Here is an 18,198-nt window from a genome sequence, read left to right as displayed (position 1 = left end):
CGGCTCGGGATCAGCCCCGGTACCTTCCGCCGCGGAATCCGCAGGAGCGGCCGCGGAGGCAGACTCCGGCACGCCAGTGGACGCCCTCGCCTCATCCGCTCCGGGCGCCGGGGATGCTTCCCCTGACGTGGTGCCCGCCTCCTGGGGAAGGGCCCTGCCGATGATCCGCCCGAGCAGAGGCTGCTTGGTGCGCGGATCAGTATCGACCGGCTGAAGAGAGTGCTGCCGGCCCGTGTCGTCGCGGTGATCGTCGAAGCCCATGAGTTCTGCCGCCTGCCTCAGCCGATCGTTCCCTCGACCTCAATCCCGACCTGTTCGCCCGACTCGCCGATGACTCCGGCGTCCTGCTCCACCCGCACGCCCGCACCGCCGGCGATGCGGCCTGCCCGTACGCCGACTTGCCTGTTCTGGACGAAGGTTGCGCGCTGGGCGACGTTCACATCCGGGTTGGGCCGCTGTTCCTCCAGCCCGAAGGGGAGCCCGCGCCCGTAGATCTCCTCCAGGTCCCGGCGCAGCGTCCCGAGCAGTTCACGCAGGTCCGCATCGTCGCCCTGCAGGAAGCCGGGACGTGACAGGTAGACCTGAAGAGCCCCATGAGCCTGCGAGAGGCGATCGACACGGTCGTCTGTGAGCTCCTGGGGCCTGACACGCAGCGGCTCGGGATGCCCGAGGACTTCCTCCGGCTCCTCCAGGGGAGTCCGCCCCGCACGCCGGTCGAGCACAGCGCCCGTCCGGTCGAACAAGAACCTGACTGCCTCGACCAGCACCGGTCCGGCCAGTGCCGGAAACGTCAGCAGATCCATCGTGCCGCCCCTCCCCGTTCCCCGTGGGCCTCCTCGGCTGCCGCGTATCCCTGAGGGAAGTGCAGCTGGCATGCCCGGAGGAAAACGCGACTCAACGTACGCGAGCGATCACAGTGAGAGAAGTCGTGAATCGGTCATGTGGTGAAGAGTCCAAATTCATCCGTACTGGTGAGCGGTTGTGAGCTTGATGGCGATGGCCAGGCCGCTTGCCGTGTCTCGCCCGGCCGGCGCGGAACGCCCGTCTGCAGGCCGGATCTGCGCGGCGCGAGGGTTGCGCTGCCGCTGTCACAGTCCGGTGGCCATCGGCTGCTGAGGCAGCCGCCACGCGGCAGACGGACTTTGCCGGCCAACCCCCATACGGGGAACGGAACAGCCGAAGAACTTCTTGCGTGGCCGAGGGTTTGGTCGAAAGTAGCCCCTCCCGGCCCCTGCCACGGGCCGGTGGAACCGGCTATGCGTGACTGCCTTGTCAACGCTCTCGCAGAACTGAACACCCACCAGTCCCGCAGAATTGGCCCCCTGGGGTCGTGCGGTTCAATCAGCTCGGTCTGCCCGGCATCATGGGCGCATGGAAGACGAACTCCCGACCGTGTCGGTGCGCCTGTGGCGTGCGGACGCCATCGTGTTGTTCGACTGGCTGATGACCACGGATCTCGACTCGGTGCCGGTCACCCATCCTGCCCAGAAGCAGGCCTTGGCCGATCTGCTTTCACGGCTGGAGTGGGCCGCGGACGCCGATGTGACCGGGGCGACCGCCGAGGACATCGCAGCGGCTCAGAGCGAAGTCGCCCGTGACATGGGCTGGTAGTTCCGCCGTGGTGAACACGGTTAAGGCATCTGCACAGGGGCGGGCGTTAGCTTCGGTTGGCGGCATGCCTGCGGGACGTCCGGTCATGCGCCGTCACTGTTCCCGAAGAAGGCCGTCGGCCCTACTCGACGGTTCGTGCGGGGACCGTGGCGCGGGCAGATGCCGAGGTAGGGCCGCAGGCGTCGGCTGGGGGTCGGTGCCAGAGGAAGGGACCAGGCCTTGCGGATGTTCTCGATGAGGGAGCGGGCGCTGTGGGGCGATATGCCAAGCTCCTGGCGTGCTTCGGCTAGCCGGTCGGGGTCGCCGTCTGGGCCGTGGGCCGCGGCCAGGCGGGTGCGGCGGTCGAACCCTTCCGCGCTGAAGATGCCAAGAAGGGTGAGAGAGAAGTAGGCGTAGGCGGAGGCCTCGTCGATGAGCTGGCGCACGTCATGGGGCAGTTCGTGATCAGGCCCGGCGTTAGGCTGCTGCCCGCTGCCGGTGTAGAAGGCGAACTGGTGCAGGGCGTGCTCTATCTCGGCTTGGGCGCATGGGCACGGGTCGCGCAGATAGCTGCTCAGAATGCGGAACGAGGCCAGGACATCCCGCGTGTCGTGGGTCCACTGCTGCTTGCTCAGCAGCGTGCGAAAGCCGGCGAAGGTTTCCGCCAGCTCTTCCAGGACGAGGCGGCGGGAGATATCGGTCAGCTCGTACGACTGCGTCTCGGCCTGGATCTCGCTGATCTGCAGCCCGTAGCGGAGAAGATCACGCAGCACGCCGCCGGACAGCGCGTGGGCGAGCATGACGTAGGGGCCCATGAGCGTGTCGGAGCGTTTGGCGAAGATAGCGCGCGACTCGGCCAGCGTGCTGGGCTGGACATGAACGATGTCGTCGAGAGAACTGTCGGTGACGTCCCGGTGCGGCAGGCCGCGGCGGACGAAAGCGGCTCCGACATCGTCCGCCACCGAGATCAGGTAGTGGACAAACGGCACACCCAAAATGGCCTTGATCTCGCGCAGGAAGGCCAGCGCCTGGATGTCCGAGCCAAGGCGGTCCACCTCGTCGATGGCGATCACGACGGTCTTGTTCTGTACTGCCTTCTCGGCGGCGATGTCCTTGAGCAGGGCCCGGAACTCTTCCACCAGCTCCGGGTAGTTGGGGGGAAGCGTGGAGACGGACGTGGTATGGGTGCTGCCCAGGCTCAGCACCTGCGCGGCACCCGTGGTCAGCCCGTTCGTCGACTGCTGGATCGTCTGCAGCCGGTAGAGGTGGTTGCGGCAGCGGGTCACCAGTTCCGGCTCCTGCGGCCGCGGACTCCACCCGCCCATGCGGGCGATCAGGATCCCGGCCAGTACACCCCCCAAGCGCAATGGGTTGTCGGGATCCGCGAGCAAGGCGTGGGACTGCGGAGTGCGCACCAGATACAGCAACAGCAGCGTCCCCACAGCGGCGGCCACCGGCTGGAACACCGTCCTCAGGGAGATACGCCCTATTCCCAGGGGGATCACGGCGCGCGAGGCCACAGCGGCCCGGCAGAACATCCACACCACCGTCAGCGCGAGCGTGTAGAGCGCGAGGCGCGCCAGTGCCTCCTCCTGGGTGTGCTCGAGATGGCGTACCTGCTGGCGGATCTGGTCATCGAAGACCACGCTGGCAACCGATCCCACGACCAGGAGCAGGCCGAGGGGCCTGCTGCCCCACACCCACAGGCGTCCCAGCAGGCGGGGCAGCCAGGCCGTGTGCCGTGACTGCCACCAGGCGATCCCGGCGATGATGACACTCACGCTCGCGACAACGGCATGCCCCTGCCACATCTCCACACCGTAGTCGCGGGCCCTGCCGGTGTAGGTGCGTACGAGGTCGGCCGTGGATGCGGCGTACTGGGCGTACAGGGTACGGGCGGAGGCCGACAGGCCCAGCACCAGCAGGGCGGCGGCGGGCACGGCGAACGAACTCCACCGCCCCAGCCGTTTGACCTGCAACCACATCCGCCGCAGTAGCCGACGTGTGGGGGACAGCCGCGTGAACTCGGGTGCAGCGTAGCCGCGTTGGTCCATGTAGGCCTTGCACAGCCGTACCGACAGCGACAGCAGGAAGTCGTGCGGGGTGTAGGTGGCCGGTGCCTGAGCCAGGACACCGAACCCGGCACGCTCCACACACTGCTCCAGCAGCGTTGTCTTGCCCGCACCCCGGGGGCCGCAGACGGCTATGGTGCCGTCGATCATCTGTGTGAGTTTGCGCTGCAGCTGCCGCGCTGCCCCGTTCTCGACCACGAAGCCGGGCACCCGCAAAGCGCGCAGGCCGATCTCATAGTCGTCCGGGATGAACAGGGAGTCAGGATCGTCGCCCAGCAGATGCCGCACCAGCTGGGCAACCACCGGGCCCGTGCCCCGTTCCCGCAGTTCCTGTCCCCACTGCGCGGCCCGGACTCCCACCGTGACCCGCTGTGCCAGCAGAAGGGCCCCCCGTCCTGCTGCCACCAGGGACCATCTCAGGTTGAACCACACCGCTGAGCCGCGCCAGAACAGAGCGAACAGCGCGGCGGCAGCTGCCAGTCCTGCCGCAGCCAGGACCAGCAGCCCGCCGAACACCAAGACGGTGAGGACGGCCAGTGCGATCAGTGCGCAGGCCGCCTGCCAGTTCCACTGCGTTGTGCTGGCCGCGTCCTCGTGGCGGTCATGGATTTCCACCAGCTCGTCGCACGCCTTGTCCAAGGACGTGGAAGGGCACCGGGTGAGAACGAAGTGACGGTAGGCCGGGGTGCGCATCTGCGTGATGACAGCGTCCCCGTCCGCCCCATCCCGTTTGTCCAGCAGCCGCTCGGTCTCCGGTTCGGCGAGCGAGGCTCGAACGGACCGGTCGTAGATCTTGTCCTTGTCCGGCTCCCAGAAGTCCTCCGCCTTCGCCCTCCAGGTATCCAGCCAGGTCGGTAACGGCGACATCCGCTCCCCTTTGCCCCCGAGTGTCGCGACCTGCGGATGCTAACGCCCTCAAACAGCACAGCGGGAGCCGTTCCGCCGCAGGCAGCGGGTAGCAAGTCTTAGAGGTCGTTTTCTCCCGTTGTTTCATCCCGGAATCTGCCGTTTGGTGTGCCGTGTCGGATCGCGCCAGGAGATGGTGTTCTCGCTGGTGAGGCGGCGGGCCATGAGATCGGTCATGGCGAGGTGGATCATGGCTTCGGAACGGACGGTCAGGGTCTCGTAGTCGCGGGCGAGACGGCGGTGGAGCATGAGCCAGCCGTAGGTCCGCTCGACGCTCCAGCGCTTCGGGATCGGGGTGAAGCCCCTGGTCCCAGGTGCGCGCGCGGTGATTTCCATGTCGATGCCGAGGGCGGCGGCGTGCTCCACGAGGTGCTGGCGGTAGCCGCCGTCCACCCACACTTTGCGGATGCCGGGGTGGTCGGCGGCGACCTGGTCCAGGAGCCAGGTCCCGGCGACGGAGTCCTGCACGCTCGCCGCGGTGACCAGCACGGCCAGCAGGAGACCGAGGGTGTCGGTGACGATGTTCCGCTTCCTGCCCACGATCTTTTTCCCGGCGTCGATGCCCTGGCTGGAGACATGAACGCTGGTGGAGGTCTTGACGCTCTGGGCGTCGATCACGCAGGCCGACGGCTCGCTGTTCCGTCCTTCCTTCTCCCGTAACAGTTGCCTGAGCAGGCCGTTGAGATGGGCGAACACACCTTCCTGCTGCCACTTGGCGAAGTAGCCATAGACCGTGTTCCAGTGCGGGAAGTCGTGCGGGAGATAGCGCCACTGGATCCCGGTGCGGTCCACATACAAGATCGCGTCCATGATGTCGCGCAGGTCGTGCTCGGGTGGCCGGCCGAAGTCCAGAGCCCGGCCGCGGCGCTCGAAGCGCCAGGCCGAGAGCACCGGCTCGATCAACTCCCAGCGGGCATCGGACAGATCACTCGGATACGGACGTCGCGACGGCATGCTTCCGGCGTATCGCCGCGGATCGGGGGGTTGCCAGGCGCGAAGCAACGGCGCCCGAAGCACACGGCCACGAAGACGGGGGCATCCTGGGATGAGACAGGAACGAGTCGCATCCCGCCCCGCCCGTCACCCCGCAGGGCCCACAGGACCCGACCACACCCACAGCCCCTTCCGCACCGCCACCCCGCACCCCGAGAATCGCCCCATACCTGTTCGAGGCAGATGAAAACGACCTCTTAAAGCGTGTTGCAGAAGGCCGTGATCGGGCAGGTCAGGCCCGGGTTTCTGCTGTTCTGATCACGCGGCCAAGGCGAGGTTCTGCATGTGGGCGACGGCCTGGACAGCGTGGTGAAGGCCGTCGCCGCGCTGGCGGCAGTCACGCAGGATCTTGTAGTTCTTCATCCGGGCGAAAGCATGCTCGACGCGGGCACGAACCCGGCGATGTTCCGCGTTGTCTTCCTCCTCACCCGCGAGGAGTGGCCGGCCGGGCCGTTTTCGGTGCGGGACGACCAGGCCGGTGTTTATGTAGGCGCCATCGCCCAGCACCGTGACGCCGTTGCAGTGCTGGTCAAGACCGGAGTTCCGCCAGACCTGAGCGTCGGCCCTGTTGCCCGGTGCCGGCCGAGCCGTGGCCACGACCAGCCTGGTGTCGGCATCGATGATGACCTGCACATTTGCCGAGAACCGGTAGTTGCGGCTCGAGGCACCGACCTGCCGGTCCCGTACCGGAATCAAGGTACCGTCCACGATCCACAACCGGTCCGCGGCGTCGGCGGGCCGGGAAACCGGCTCGAGGGCGAGAAGGGGACGTAGCCGCTGGATGACCCGGCACACCGTCGCCGGCGAGACGGCGAACAGCGGCGCGAGCTGCCGCATGGTCAGGTTGGTCCGGTAGTAGACCGCCACCAGCAGCACCCGGTCTGCCAACGGCAGGCACCACGGCCGACCGCCACCAGGACCGTTGCCGCCCCGCTCCCGCACCACCCGTAACAGGCCTTCGAACTGCCGCATCCGCAAGCCCGTGAACGTCTCCACCCACAACGGATCAGCCCTCAACACCCCACGCATACATGGGAAATGCCCTGATCACGGCCTTCTGCAACACGCTTTACGAGCTCGTGCATGGTGGCGCTGGCACGTCGAGGGGCGTGAACTGGCCCTGCGTTTACACTCGTTCATCGATTGCGAAGGTGGCCGCCTGTTGGTGAGACAGCAGTGCAGCGACCGCTTGGATGACGTCACTCATCTGCTCACGACGACCGTGGTGGCGGGCGAGGGCTCGCCAGTTCTTCAGATGGGCGATGCCGTGCTCGACGCGGATCCGGCGTGAGGAGTGGGCTTTGCGCCGCTGTTCATGGATCTCCTCGTACCAGTCCGGGGCGTTCTTCTTGAACTTGCGGTGTGGCGGGGTCACCACACGTCCGCCGGTCTGGGCACCCAGGCCCTGGTAGCCGGCGTCCGCGAGGATCTCCACCGCGGGGCCGTCGGCCAGGAGCCTGACCAGCCCTAACTTGCGGGCATGCGTGATGTCCGCGCAGCTCGCGGGCTCAGCAGGGCTGCAGTACAGAAGGCGGCCGGCAGCGTCGGTGAAGACCATGGACTTGACGGCGTTCTGCTTGTTCTTCCCTGAGATGTACTTGTCCCGGTCCTTGCGCCCGGCAGCCGGGCGGCGGACGCGAATCTCGGTGCCGTCGATGATCCCGGTCTGCTCGTTCTCGCCGAGGTGGGCGACCACCTCGGTGAGCGTGCGAAGCCGCAGGCCGGGAGCGATGGTGCAGCCCCGCTGGGCCAGCAGTGGCCGTATTTCACCGATCGCACGTGTGATGGTGGAGCGATCTACGTCGAACCAGCAGGCCAGTACGTCGTGGGTGGCGCCATGACGGAGGTGAACCAACGTGGCCAGGAGCCGGTCGACGAAAACGAGCTTGTGCTTGGCACCGGCGCCGACGGCCCGTTGGCGGGGACGCGAGGCGAGGGTCGCCTGGTGCCTCTCATGCCACAACGGGCCGACCTCCGCTACGAGTTCGGCGATCACCTCTGCACTCAGTCCGGTGATCTGCTGACTCCGAAGGACCGCTGCACGCGTCCGGTTCTTCACCACGCTGACCATGATCGACGATCAAGATCTCGACGTGCCAGCGCCAACCATGCACGAGCTCGTTAGAGGCCTGCCCACACACCCTGCCGAGCGCGGGCAGCCCACCCGATAATCGGCCGGGAACGCCAAGAGAGCCACTGGCGCGGCGTTCAGCCGTCCCGCCCACCACAGAGTCGGCCCCAAGCCCCCGCCACGGACCGGCACGTGAAGCTTCGCCCGCCTGAACCGTCAGGAGGCCGACGAGGTTGGATGGCTTCATGGTGAGACGGAAGAAGCGGCAACCTCCCTTCAGCATGCCGAAGGGCACTGTCCTGCTTGCGACACCGGAAGGCTGGCGCCACAGTGTCCTTACCGTGGACGGCGGGACGCACTGCGGGCGCCTCGCCGACGTTCCGGTCAACGCCAGCCCAGCCGAGGCACGGGCCGCCTCGGAGGCCATGGTGGTAGGACTCGCACACGACTTCCACGGAGTACGCGTCGACGTGACCTGGGATCCGCCTCGGGAAGCCGAGTCCTGGACCGCCCAGGTCACCGTTGCCGCGACCCCGTCGAACGCCAGTGTTTATACGACTTCCCATTGGCGGTCGTAGGTGTGGCGGGGGATCGGGGGACGCGGTTCGCAGGAAGTTTCGTCGCGAAGAACGTTGAGGCGTCGGAGAGCCAGGGCCAGCACGGCCTGGACGTGGCTCTTGCCCTCAGTTCGTTTGCGCTGGTCGTAGCGCCGGGACACGGGACAGCAACGGACGCTGGCCATGGCAGCGAAATAGCAGGCCCGCAGGAGGCCTGTGTGCTAGGGCCCGTGTTCAAGGGTTCTATTTGCCGTCCCGCGCCCTCTCGTAGGCGGCCAGTGCCTCTGCATTGCCGATGAAGGCTGGGCCGCAGCGTGGTGGTAGACGATCAATGACCATCGCTACTGCAGCTTGCGCGCTGTCTGTCTCGGCGATCCGCGGGCTGGTGCGGCTCGGCCCCTCGACGTAGTACCGGCCGTCTCCCAGGGTGCCGATGTAGGGGATGTCCCAGGTGTGGCGGATCTCCGTGCACCTGCTGAAGTGCAGCTCCCACATACCGGTCCAGGGGTAGAGCTGACGAAGCAACGGCTCGGCATGCGCCACCAGCACCAACTCGGCAAACGGAGCGGCAAGCGGCGATTCTTCAGGTCGGAGAGGTTCGCCCGCAGCGGTCAGGATCTTGTGCCAGGCTGCTTCGACAGTATTGGTCATGCCGTGATTGTGCAGGCGCTGCTGCCCCCGTCCTCAAAAGATCACCTCTTCCCCGGTTGCCGCGAGGTACGACGAGTCACTTGCTTCCCCTCCGACGGTGGGCCGCAGTCACCCGGCGAGGATCAGGTTGTGCAGGGGAGTGATGCCGAACATCGGGTGGTGGACACCGTCGCCCTTGAGGCCAGCAGTCGCGCCCAGGACTTTCCAGGTGTCCTGGCAGGGGTTCTACGTCATAGCAGGGGTTCAAGACGGATGACCTTGCCGAGTCGGTTGGCCGGCCCGTGTGCGGATGGCGCGGCCGTCCGCGTGTACAAGCCGAGGAAGACCCCCGCACGGCGAGGCGAACACGTATTGCCAGCCACGATGCAAAGTTCGGGGCGACTGACCTGGTGTTCCTCTCCAAGCGGGTAATGATCTCTGGTGCGCTGGACGACCTGCGTGTTCCTTAGTATTCGCCCGCTCGTTCGGGGGAACGTCGCGCAGTCGCCAGCATCCGCATCCCTGATTGCCGGGGTGGTCGTGGTTCCGGGGAAGGAGTAACGGTAGAAGCCGTCGACGGTTGCCTTGCCGGTGGTCTTCAACTCGCCGGTGATGCTGGTGGTGACGGTCCTGAGGGTGGTGTAGTGGTGCTGTTCTTGGGCCGCGTCCTCGTCGGGAGCGACCTGCGAAGGCCCACATCGTGCAGTGACGTCATGTCACGGGTGCTGGCTCAGGTTTCGTGATGTCGTCGCGCTGAGTGATCATTCCCTGCGGAGAAATTCAGAGCGCTGGGGTCGGGGTGCTCATATGATCGCGGGCGGGATGTGGCTGGTAGCGCAGCGGTTGTCGTGCCTTCACCACATGTGGGAGGCGGCTGGTTCGAATCCGGCCAGCCCCATCCTGCTCTCGCTTATGCGAAGGGCGGGGCCGGACCGGCTGCCCCGTCGTACGGGCGATGGTCTCGACGTCGCGGTCGCAGCGCAGGAGCGTGAGCCCCGCGTCCTCGGCGGCCACGGCCACGAGGAGCCGACCGGTCCCCCGCCGCCGTGCTCCCCCTCCGGGCTGAGCTGCTCCTGGATGACACGGGAGCGACGGTGGATGCCGTCTGGCACGGGGCACCAGGCGTAGGGGCCGCCGAGTGGACGGAGTGATGCGTGTGGATATGCAACAGCTGCGAGAAAAGGCACGAGAATTTGTCGCCGCCGTAGAGGCCGAAGGCGAAGATGAGCTGCACGTCAAAGAGGGAGTTCATTATGAAATTGATGAGGGGGTCGTTTTTCTGTGCAACCTGAAGTCCTTCTTTGAAGGGCGAGGGGAGTCGGCAGTAGGAATCAATCCTGTACTTGTCTCAATCGAGACTGGGAACTGTAGATTTCTTACGTTGGACGAGTCGCTAAGCCTCCCCGATGAGGGCCGACTGGTGTTGGAGTGACGTGGTCGCCTCTGGTGAGCAGTTGCCTGCCCGCGCGGCCCGAGGGAGGCTGCTCAACGGCCTGACGTTGTGGCCCTTGTGGCCTGCACCACCAGCTGTTGCCGTCGCCCGGGCCGTGAGTGCCGGTGGCGCACGCGCCGGCGACCGAGATGTGCGCTAGCGATCCGAGGCTGTGCAGCGCAAACCTGACCGGTGGAGCACCTCGGTGAGCTCTGCGAACCGTAGCCAGGCGCTGATGGTGACCGTGGCCGCATTCTCGTCCAGTTCGACCACGTGTTAGGCGCGCGACGGACGCCAGGTCGCCCTGGGTGTCCGCTATGGCGTTGAAGGAGTGGCCTGCGCCGAGTGCCCTCAGCGAGGGGCTCTGGGTGACGATCCGCCGCAACTCCGTGACGGATGAGCGTTCGTGGAATCGCTCGGCTTGGGACGTGATGTTTCTGGCCCAGTTGGTGGCGGACACGGTCACTCGCTACTCGCATCTTCGGTGTACCGGTGTATGGGAAACGGGGAGAACGACGGGCGCCACCCCAGCGGGCGTGACCTCGCGGCGTACGCCGTTGTCGGTCCTGCGTCCTCAGTCACGCACGTCACCGCAGCTCGCGGGGTCTTGTTCGGCCATGAGGAGGGCGGGCCACGGCAGGGCTCATGCGGTGCGGCGCGGGTTCTCGCGCGGTTCATCGTGGTCGTAGGTCCGAGGTCCCGGGCCGACCCGGATGTCGTTACGAATGTGTTCCAGACTCTTGACGGCCGCACTCTGACTGCGTAGACATGTCTGCGCAGTCAGAGGGAGATACGCTCTGTCGAAGGCAGTTCGGCCACCGGGAGACATCATGACGCGAACGCAAGGACGGGCTGGAAGTTCCGGCGCGCCCAGGAGCGTGGATGTGGCGCGGTTGGCCGGCGTGTCGCAGAAGACGGTCTCCAGGGTCTTCAACAACGAGGCGTACGTCTCGGCCGAGGCGCGCAGGCGCGTCCTGGAAGCGGCTGAGGAACTCGGCTACCGGTTGAACCCCGCAGCCCGGGCGCTGGCCTCCGGGCGGACCCGGTCGATCGGCGTGGTGTCGCTCGGAACCGCTCTGTACGGGCCCGCGTCCCTGCTCATCGGCATCGAGCGGGCCGCCCGGGACACGGGCTACGCCCTCCGCGTGGTCCACACCCTGGAAGGGGACCCCGGCGGTATCGCCGGAGCCGTCGACTCCCTCCTGGAGCAGGGAGTGGACGGAATCGTCATCTCCGAGCCGATCGACGAGGAAGCGGACGGGGGAGCGGTCTCGGCTGCCATCGACGTGCCGGTCCTCGTCCTCGGAGCGCCCGCGTTCTTCGGGGGCGCCCGCACCCTGTCCGCAGGGGTGGGCGCCGGCCTGCTGGCCCGGGCGGCCACCGACCATCTCCTGGAGCTCGGGCACATGACCGTCCATCACCTCGCCGGTCCCGAGCGGTGGTACGCCGCCAGGGACCGCCTCGAGGGGTGGCGGGCGGCGCTGGCTGCCCGAGGCCGTGACGAGCCGCCCGTCATCGAGGGTGACTGGTCGGCCGCGTCCGGATACGCGGCGGGCCGCGTGCTGGCCGCGGACCCGGACGTGACCGCGGTGTTCGCCGCGAACGACGACATGGCCATCGGGTTGATCCGCGCGCTCACGGAAGCTGGGCGCCGGGTGCCGGACGATGTCAGCGTCGTCGGCTTCGACGACATCCCGGTCGCCGCCTACGTGACTCCTCCCCTGACCACGGTGCGTCAGCCGTTCGACGCGGTGGCCAAGGAAGCGTTCAGGCTTCTCGTGCATGCCATCGAGAAGCCCGACGTGGACCTGCCTCTTGCGCACGACCCACCGGTCGAACTCGTCCTGCGTGCTTCGACTGCGCCTGCGCCGTCCCGGGCGGCCCCGGGCGGTGGGCGGCGCAATGCCACCCGTTCCCGCAGCGGTCCGCAGGCCGGACCGCCGACGAGCGGAGGCTTATCCGACCGCCTTTGACCAGCATCAACCGGCCCGAGTGAACCGCCTCAAGGCCACTCGTGTGATTCCGCGGCAAGCTGCCTGACCGGCCGCTGCCTCCTCCAGCTCCCTTCCCGGCCGCGCCTTTCTGCTTCGCGCGCCCAGGAGACGCGGGCGCCGCACAACGTCCTTCGTGCCGAGCCAGTCCGCACCCTTGCCTGCTCCGGCTGCTGTTCCCGGCGTACGGCCTTCGATCCGGGCCGTACGCCGGGTGCGGCCCACGAGGACACCTTGTTCCTGCGCCGACCTCGATCTCCCGGTCGTCGTTTCTCTCCTGTATTCCCCCTTCCTGCATGTCGTCACAGGCATGCCCTCACCGCGCCTATCGGCGGGAGCCCACCATGCCCAGATCATTTGCCTCCTCTCCCATGAGCCGCCGGCTGTTCCTCACCGCCACGGGGGCCGCGTCCCTCGGCGCCGCCCTGTCTGCCTGCGGCGGCAGCGGAAGCGGCGGCGGTACCTCCGCCAAGACGGTCACCCAGGCCGACATCGACAAGGCCATGAAGACCCCGACCCAGCTGACGTTCTGGACCTGGGTCCCGAACATCGACAAGGAGGTCGCCCTCTTCGAAGCGAAGTACCCGGCCATCAAGGTCAAGGCCGTCAACGCGGGCCAGGGCGTGGCTCACTACACGAAGGTGCGCACAGCCATCAAGGCAGGCAGCGGTGCTCCGGACATCGCGCAGATGGAGTACCAGGCCATCCCCACGTTCACGATCACGGACAGTCTGCTGGATCTGAGCCCGTACGGCGCCTCGCGGTTGAAGGACACGTTCGTCGACTGGACCTGGAACCAGGTCAGTGGCCCCAAGGGCGAGATCTGGGCCATCCCTCAGGACACAGGCCCGATGGGCATGCTGTACCGGGCGGACATCTTCCAGAAGCACGGCATCAAGCCGCCGACGACCTGGGACGAATTCGCCGCAGCCGCACGCAAGCTGCACAAGGCCGACTCGGGCGTCTACATGACCAACCTCGCCGCGAACGAGGCCGCTGCCTGGCACGGTCTGCTCTGGCAGGCGGGCGCCAAGCCCTACACGCTGTCCGGTAAGAGCGACATCGCCATCGACGTGAACGACGCGATCTCCAAGAAGCTCGGCGCGTACTGGGGCGGCCTCGCGAAGGAAGGCGTCATCAGCACCGACCCGGACTTCACGGATGCGTGGTACGCAGGCCTCAACAAGGGGAAGTACGCCACCTGGATCACCGCCGCCTGGGGTCCCGCCTTCCTCTCGGGCTCCGCCAAGGCCACCGCGGGGAAGTGGCGGGCGGCCCCGCTGCCGCAGTGGGACGCCGCCAAGCCCAGTGCCGGCAACTGGGGTGGTTCGACGAGCGCGGTCATCAGGTCGACCAAGAACCCGATCGCGGCGGCACAGTTCGCGCAGTTCCTCAACAGCGACGCGGCCAGCGCCAAGATGTTCGCGACTGAGCAGTCGTTCTTCCCCGCGACCAGGACGCTGCTCGCGGACCCCTCCTTCGTCGGCGCCACGCCGTCGTTCTACGGCGGTCAGAAGGTCAACCAGCTGTTCGCCGACATCAGCGGCACGGTCAGTACCGCCTTCCAGTGGCCGCCGTTCCTCGACCAGGCGGCGACGGACTGGACCGAGACCTTCGGCAAGTCCCTCGCCGACAAGACCGACAGCGGGGCCGCCCTCGACGCCTGGCAGAAGCGGCTCACCACCTACGCCAAGAACCAGGGCTTCACCGTCAAGGCATAGGCCGACGGATCCCGTGCCACGGCGCTCCTCCGCCGTGCCTGGGATCCGCACCAAGACACCCCTACCCCCCAAGAAAGGCCCGTTGATGACTGCCATGCCCGCGGCCTTCGCCGAGGACGCGCGCCGAGCAGGGCCCAAGCGCCGCCGGCTCGGTGGCCTGCGCCACGGTGCGGCAGGGCCGCTGTTCGTCGCACCATTCATGGTGCTGTTCCTGCTCTTGTTCCTGACCCCGCTCGGCTACGCCGCCTATCTCAGCCTGTTCCAGAACAGGCTCATCGGCGGGACGACGTTCGTCGGGCTGGACAACTACCTGAGTGCCCTCAAGGACCCGCTGCTGAGGGAAGGGGGCCTGCGGGTCGCGGCGTTCTTCGCGATCCAGGTCCCGGTGATGCTGCTGCTGGCCCTGCTCTTCGCCCTTGCGCTCGACAGCGGCCTGCTGCGGCTCGCTCGGGTGATCCGGCTGGGGATCTTCGTCCCGTACGCCGTCCCGAGCGTCGTCGCCACACTCATGTGGGGCTACCTCTACGGCCCCGACTTCGGCCCCTTCGCGCAGCTGGGCAGGAAGCTCGACCTGCCGATGCCGCACTTCCTCAGTAGCGGATGGATGCTGGGCAGCCTTGCGAACGTCGTGACCTGGGAGTTCGTCGGCTACAACATGATCATCCTGTATGCCGCGCTGCGCACGATCCCGCAGGAACTGTACGAGGCGGCCGCGATGGACGGTGCCGGTGCCTGGCGCATCGCCTGGTCCGTCAAGCTGCCCGCGCTGCGGCCGGCGCTGCTGCTCACTCTGCTGTTCTCGGTGATCGGCAGCTTCCAGCTGTTCAACGAGCCGAAGCTGCTGCAGACCATCGCCCCCGACGTCATCGACAGTTCGTACACCGCCAACCTCTACGCCTACTCCCTCGCGTTCACCGGCCAGCAGGTCAACTACGCGGCCGCGGTCTCCTTCCTCCTCGGCCTGGTCATCGTGCTCTTCTCCTACGCCGTGCTGATCACCACGAACCGCAGGAGGACATCGTGAAGACCACCGCCAAGTCCTCGGCGCTGCTTGAACAGGGAACACCGTCGTCACCCGCGCCGATGGGCACGACCACCCGGAGCGCCGCCATGACAAGCGGTGCGGCCATGGGCCTGCGCCGGCGCCGTTCCCCGACTCGACGCCGCAGCACCCCGCTGACGATCGTCATGCTGGCCGTCCTGGCGTACTTCCTCCTGCCGCTGTTCTGGCTGTTCGTCGCCTCGACCAAGAACACCCAGGATCTGTTCAACAGCTTCGGCCTGTGGTTCTCGCACGCTCCGCGCCTCCTGGCGAACATCAGGCAGACGCTGACGTACGACGATGGGGTCTTCCTGCACTGGCTGCTCAACACGGTCCTCTACTCCGTGGGAAGCGCCCTGGGCGCGGCGCTCCTCTCCACCGCCGCCGGCTACGGGTTCGCCAAGTTCCGCTTCCGCGGCAACGGCGCCGCTTTCAACCTCGTCCTCGGCGCCATCATGATCCCGACCACGGCGCTGGCCATCCCGACCTACCTGCTCTTCGCAAAGGTAGGGCTCGTCAACACCCCCTGGGCCATCGTCCTGCCCTCCCTCGTCAGCCCGTTCGGCCTCTACCTGATGCGTATCTACGCGGCCGACGCCGTCCCGGACAGCATCCTGGAGGCCGCCCGGATCGACGGAGCCGGAGAGTTTCGGATCTTCCTCCGCATCGCCCTGCGGATGCTGGCACCGGGCCTGGTGACCGTCGTCCTGTTCACGCTCGTCGCGACCTGGAACAACTACTTCCTGCCGCTGATCATGCTCAACGACCCGAAGCTGTACCCGATCACGGTCGGCCTCGCCCGCTGGGCCGACCAGGCCCAGAACGGCGGCTCGGGTGCCAGCAGCGACATGCTCCCCCTCGTGGTGACCGGCTCGCTGATCTCGGTCATCCCCCTCGTCGTGGCCTTCCTGATGCTCCAGCGGTACTGGCAGAGCGGCCTGTCCACCGGCGCCGTCAAGCAGTGACGCGCCCATGCGCGTTCATGTCCCCCCCTCAACTGGAGGTTCCTCCATGGCGGTCCTGCCCGCCCGTGTCCTGTTCGGTGCCGCCTACTACCACGAGTACACGCCCGCCTACGGCGGCATACGGCCCGACGAACAGCTCAAGGCCGACCTCGACCTCATGGCCGACGCGCACTTCACCGTCATACGGGTCGGTGAGTCGGTCTGGTCGACCTGGGAGCCTACGAGCGGACGGTTCGACCTCGACTGGCTCCAGCCGGTGCTCGACGGCGCCCACGAACGCGGCATCTCCGTCATCCTCGGCACCCCCACGTACGCCGTGCCGCCGTGGCTGTCCCGCCAGTACCCCGAGATCACCGGCGAGAACGCCACCGGACGGCGTCTCGGCTGGGGTGCCCGTCAGGAGGTGGACATCACGCACCCGGCGTTCCGGTTCCACGCCGAGCGGGTGATCCGGAAGATCACCGGCCGGTACGCCGACCACCCGGCGGTCATCGGCTGGCAGGTGGACAACGAACCGGGCCTGCACCTGCTGCACAACCACGGTGTCTTCCAGCGGTTCGTCGACCACCTGCGTGAGAAGTACGGGGACGTCGAGACCCTCAACCGTGAATGGGGCCTGGTCTACTGGTCGCACCGCCTGTCAACGTGGGCCGACCTGTGGACCCCGGACGGCAACGAGCAGCCCCAGTACGACGTCGCCTGGCGGCAGTTCCAGGCCGACCAGGTCACCGAGTTCATCGGCTGGCAGGCCGACATCGTCCGCGAGTACGCCCACCCCGAGCAGTTCGTGACCACCTGCATCTCGTACACCCGAAGCGGGGTGGAGGACGACGAGCTGGCGGCCCGACTCGACATCGCCTCGGGCAACCCGTACTACGACATGCAGGACGGCCTGCTCCTGCCCGACCCCACGCCGGACGACCACGAGCAGATCTGGAAAACCACCGGCGTGTGGTCGATGTACCAGACCGCGGACTGGATGTTCTCCTCGGGCCAGAAGCCGTTCCTGGTCACCGAGACAAACGCCCAGAGCATCGGTTTCGCATGGGACAACCAGCCCGGCTACGACGGCCAGTGGCGCCAGGCCGCCTGGGCGCACGTGGCACGCGGCGCCCGCATGATCGAGTACTGGCAGTGGCAGACCTTGCGTTTCGGCGCCGAGACCTACTGGGGCGGCGTCCTTCCGCACTCCGGCCGGCCGGGCCGCGCCTACGCCGAGATTGCCCGTCTCGGCGCGGAGTTCGACAAGGCCGGCCCGCTCGTCGCGGGGCTCGAACCGGACGCCGACATCACCATGGTGTACTCGACGCCCAGCAAGTGGCTGATGCAGAAGTACCCGCCCCTGTCCAAGCCGGACGGCAGCCCTGACCCGGCCGCCTACCACCGCATCTTCGACCCCTTCTACCGCGGTGCCTTCGACGCCGGCCGCCAGGTGCGCATCGTCCACTCCCGGCAGTTGCACGACCCGAGCGGCGAACAGGACGGCATGGCGCCGGAAGACGCCGCGCGCCGCCATCCGGTGCTGGTCGTCCCCGCCCTGTACCTCGCCCACGACGCCACCCTCGACTGGTTCGAGGCCTACGCCCGCGCGGGCGGCCACCTCGTACTCGGCCCCCGAACCGCCTACGCCGACCACGAGGCCAGGGCGCGGCACGAGCCTGCTCCCGGCCGTCTGTCGGAGGCGGCGGGAGTGGCGTACGAGGAGTTCAGCAACCTGCTGCGCGAGGTGCCGGTGCAGGCAGTAGCGGGCAGCCCGCTGCCACTGGGCGAGGACGCGACGGCAACCCGTTGGCTCGAGGCGCTCACCGTCGACGACGCCGAGGTGCTTGCCGCATACGATGACCGGCATTTCGGCCGCTGGCCGGCCGTCACCAGCCGCCGCCATGGCGCGGGCCGGGTCACCTGCGTCGGCACGGTCCCCGGACGGAGCCTCGCCCGGGCTCTGGCCGGCTGGCTGGTGCCCGCCCCACGCAGCGGATGGCAGGACCTCCCGGTCTCCGTCACCGCCACCACCGGGACGGCGACGGACGGCCGCCGTGTCCATGTGATCCACAACTGGAGCTGGGAGCCCGCACGGGTCACCGCTCCCCAGGAGTTGACAGACGTCCTCGACGACGCACTTGTCTCCGTCGGCACGGCGGTTGACCTCGGTGCCTGGGACGTCCGGGTCTTCGCCACCACCGGCGACGACAGGCCCGCCTCCCCCTGAGGCGGGCTCCTTGACGGTC

At 67.6% G+C, this 18,198-nt stretch carries 13 protein-coding genes, 1 tRNA gene and 3 pseudogenes; 8 read left to right on the top strand and 9 right to left on the bottom strand.

Annotated features, from left to right (window positions below):
* Positions 1-278: 278 nt before the first annotated feature.
* Positions 279-803: a hypothetical protein gene (locus M2163_RS05390; protein ID WP_280893254.1), complete on the bottom strand. Its 525-nt coding sequence runs from the start codon at positions 801-803 to the stop codon at positions 279-281.
* A 568-nt stretch (positions 804-1,371) separates the two neighbouring features.
* Between M2163_RS05390 and M2163_RS05385 the strand changes: the two genes are divergently transcribed.
* Positions 1,372-1,611 (top strand): hypothetical protein, encoded by a 240-nt coding sequence (locus tag M2163_RS05385; protein WP_280893253.1) that lies wholly within the window; start codon positions 1,372-1,374, stop codon positions 1,609-1,611.
* A gap of 83 nt (positions 1,612-1,694) precedes the next feature.
* On the opposite strand, the gene M2163_RS05380 is transcribed toward M2163_RS05385, so the two are convergent.
* The 8 genes and pseudogenes from M2163_RS05380 to M2163_RS05345 all read right to left on the bottom strand — a co-directional run.
* The gene (locus M2163_RS05380; RefSeq protein ID WP_280893252.1) at positions 1,695-4,355 is read right to left on the bottom strand and encodes a hypothetical protein; all 2,661 of its coding nucleotides are present in this window, start codon (positions 4,353-4,355) and stop codon (positions 1,695-1,697) included.
* A 297-nt stretch (positions 4,356-4,652) separates the two neighbouring features.
* The gene (locus tag M2163_RS05375; protein WP_280892845.1) at positions 4,653-5,522 is read right to left on the bottom strand and encodes an IS5 family transposase; all 870 of its coding nucleotides are present in this window, start codon (positions 5,520-5,522) and stop codon (positions 4,653-4,655) included.
* 297 nt (positions 5,523-5,819) lie between these two features.
* Complete coding sequence (locus M2163_RS05370; RefSeq protein ID WP_280893251.1) at positions 5,820-6,590, bottom strand: transposase family protein; 771 nt, start codon at positions 6,588-6,590, stop codon at positions 5,820-5,822.
* A gap of 97 nt (positions 6,591-6,687) precedes the next feature.
* Positions 6,688-7,623: a transposase gene (locus M2163_RS05365; protein ID WP_280893250.1), complete on the bottom strand. Its 936-nt coding sequence runs from the start codon at positions 7,621-7,623 to the stop codon at positions 6,688-6,690.
* Between the two features lie 559 nt (positions 7,624-8,182).
* Positions 8,183-8,401, bottom strand: a pseudogene (locus M2163_RS05360) (hypothetical protein); the annotation flags it as partial.
* Positions 8,402-8,432: 31 nt separating this feature from the next.
* Complete coding sequence (locus M2163_RS05355; protein WP_280893249.1) at positions 8,433-8,840, bottom strand: DUF6193 family natural product biosynthesis protein; 408 nt, start codon at positions 8,838-8,840, stop codon at positions 8,433-8,435.
* A gap of 108 nt (positions 8,841-8,948) precedes the next feature.
* Positions 8,949-9,050, bottom strand: a pseudogene (locus M2163_RS05350) (IS5/IS1182 family transposase); the annotation flags it as partial.
* Between the two features lie 293 nt (positions 9,051-9,343).
* Positions 9,344-9,463, bottom strand: a pseudogene (locus M2163_RS05345) (calcium-binding protein); the annotation flags it as partial.
* A 180-nt stretch (positions 9,464-9,643) separates the two neighbouring features.
* Here M2163_RS05345 and M2163_RS05340 point away from each other — a divergent pair.
* The 7 genes from M2163_RS05340 to M2163_RS05310 all read left to right on the top strand — a co-directional run bounded on the left by M2163_RS05340 (position 9,644) and on the right by M2163_RS05310 (position 18,179).
* Positions 9,644-9,717, top strand: a tRNA-Val gene (locus tag M2163_RS05340).
* 258 nt (positions 9,718-9,975) lie between these two features.
* On the top strand, positions 9,976-10,251 hold the full coding sequence (locus M2163_RS05335; protein ID WP_280893248.1) for a hypothetical protein: 276 nt from the start codon (positions 9,976-9,978) through the stop codon (positions 10,249-10,251).
* A gap of 878 nt (positions 10,252-11,129) precedes the next feature.
* Positions 11,130-12,224, top strand: a complete 1,095-nt coding sequence (locus M2163_RS05330; RefSeq protein ID WP_280893247.1) for a LacI family DNA-binding transcriptional regulator — start codon at positions 11,130-11,132, stop codon at positions 12,222-12,224.
* Positions 12,225-12,586: 362 nt separating this feature from the next.
* Complete coding sequence (locus M2163_RS05325; RefSeq protein WP_280893246.1) at positions 12,587-13,963, top strand: extracellular solute-binding protein; 1,377 nt, start codon at positions 12,587-12,589, stop codon at positions 13,961-13,963.
* 199 nt (positions 13,964-14,162) lie between these two features.
* Entirely contained in the window at positions 14,163-14,987 is an 825-nt protein-coding gene (locus M2163_RS05320) for a sugar ABC transporter permease (RefSeq protein WP_280897210.1), read from the top strand.
* A 59-nt stretch (positions 14,988-15,046) separates the two neighbouring features.
* Positions 15,047-15,970 carry a carbohydrate ABC transporter permease gene (locus M2163_RS05315; protein WP_280897209.1) on the top strand — a complete coding sequence of 308 codons (924 nt, stop codon included), beginning with the start codon at positions 15,047-15,049 and terminating at the stop codon, positions 15,968-15,970.
* A 46-nt stretch (positions 15,971-16,016) separates the two neighbouring features.
* Positions 16,017-18,179 (top strand): beta-galactosidase, encoded by a 2,163-nt coding sequence (locus M2163_RS05310; protein ID WP_280893245.1) that lies wholly within the window; start codon positions 16,017-16,019, stop codon positions 18,177-18,179.
* Positions 18,180-18,198 lie beyond the last annotated feature (19 nt).

Source organism: Streptomyces sp. SAI-135, assembly GCF_029893805.1.
In the GTDB taxonomy this organism is placed as follows: domain Bacteria; phylum Actinomycetota; class Actinomycetes; order Streptomycetales; family Streptomycetaceae; genus Streptomyces.
The sequence above is the reverse complement of the archived record's forward strand: the minus strand, read 5'-3'. Positions and strand labels throughout refer to the sequence as shown.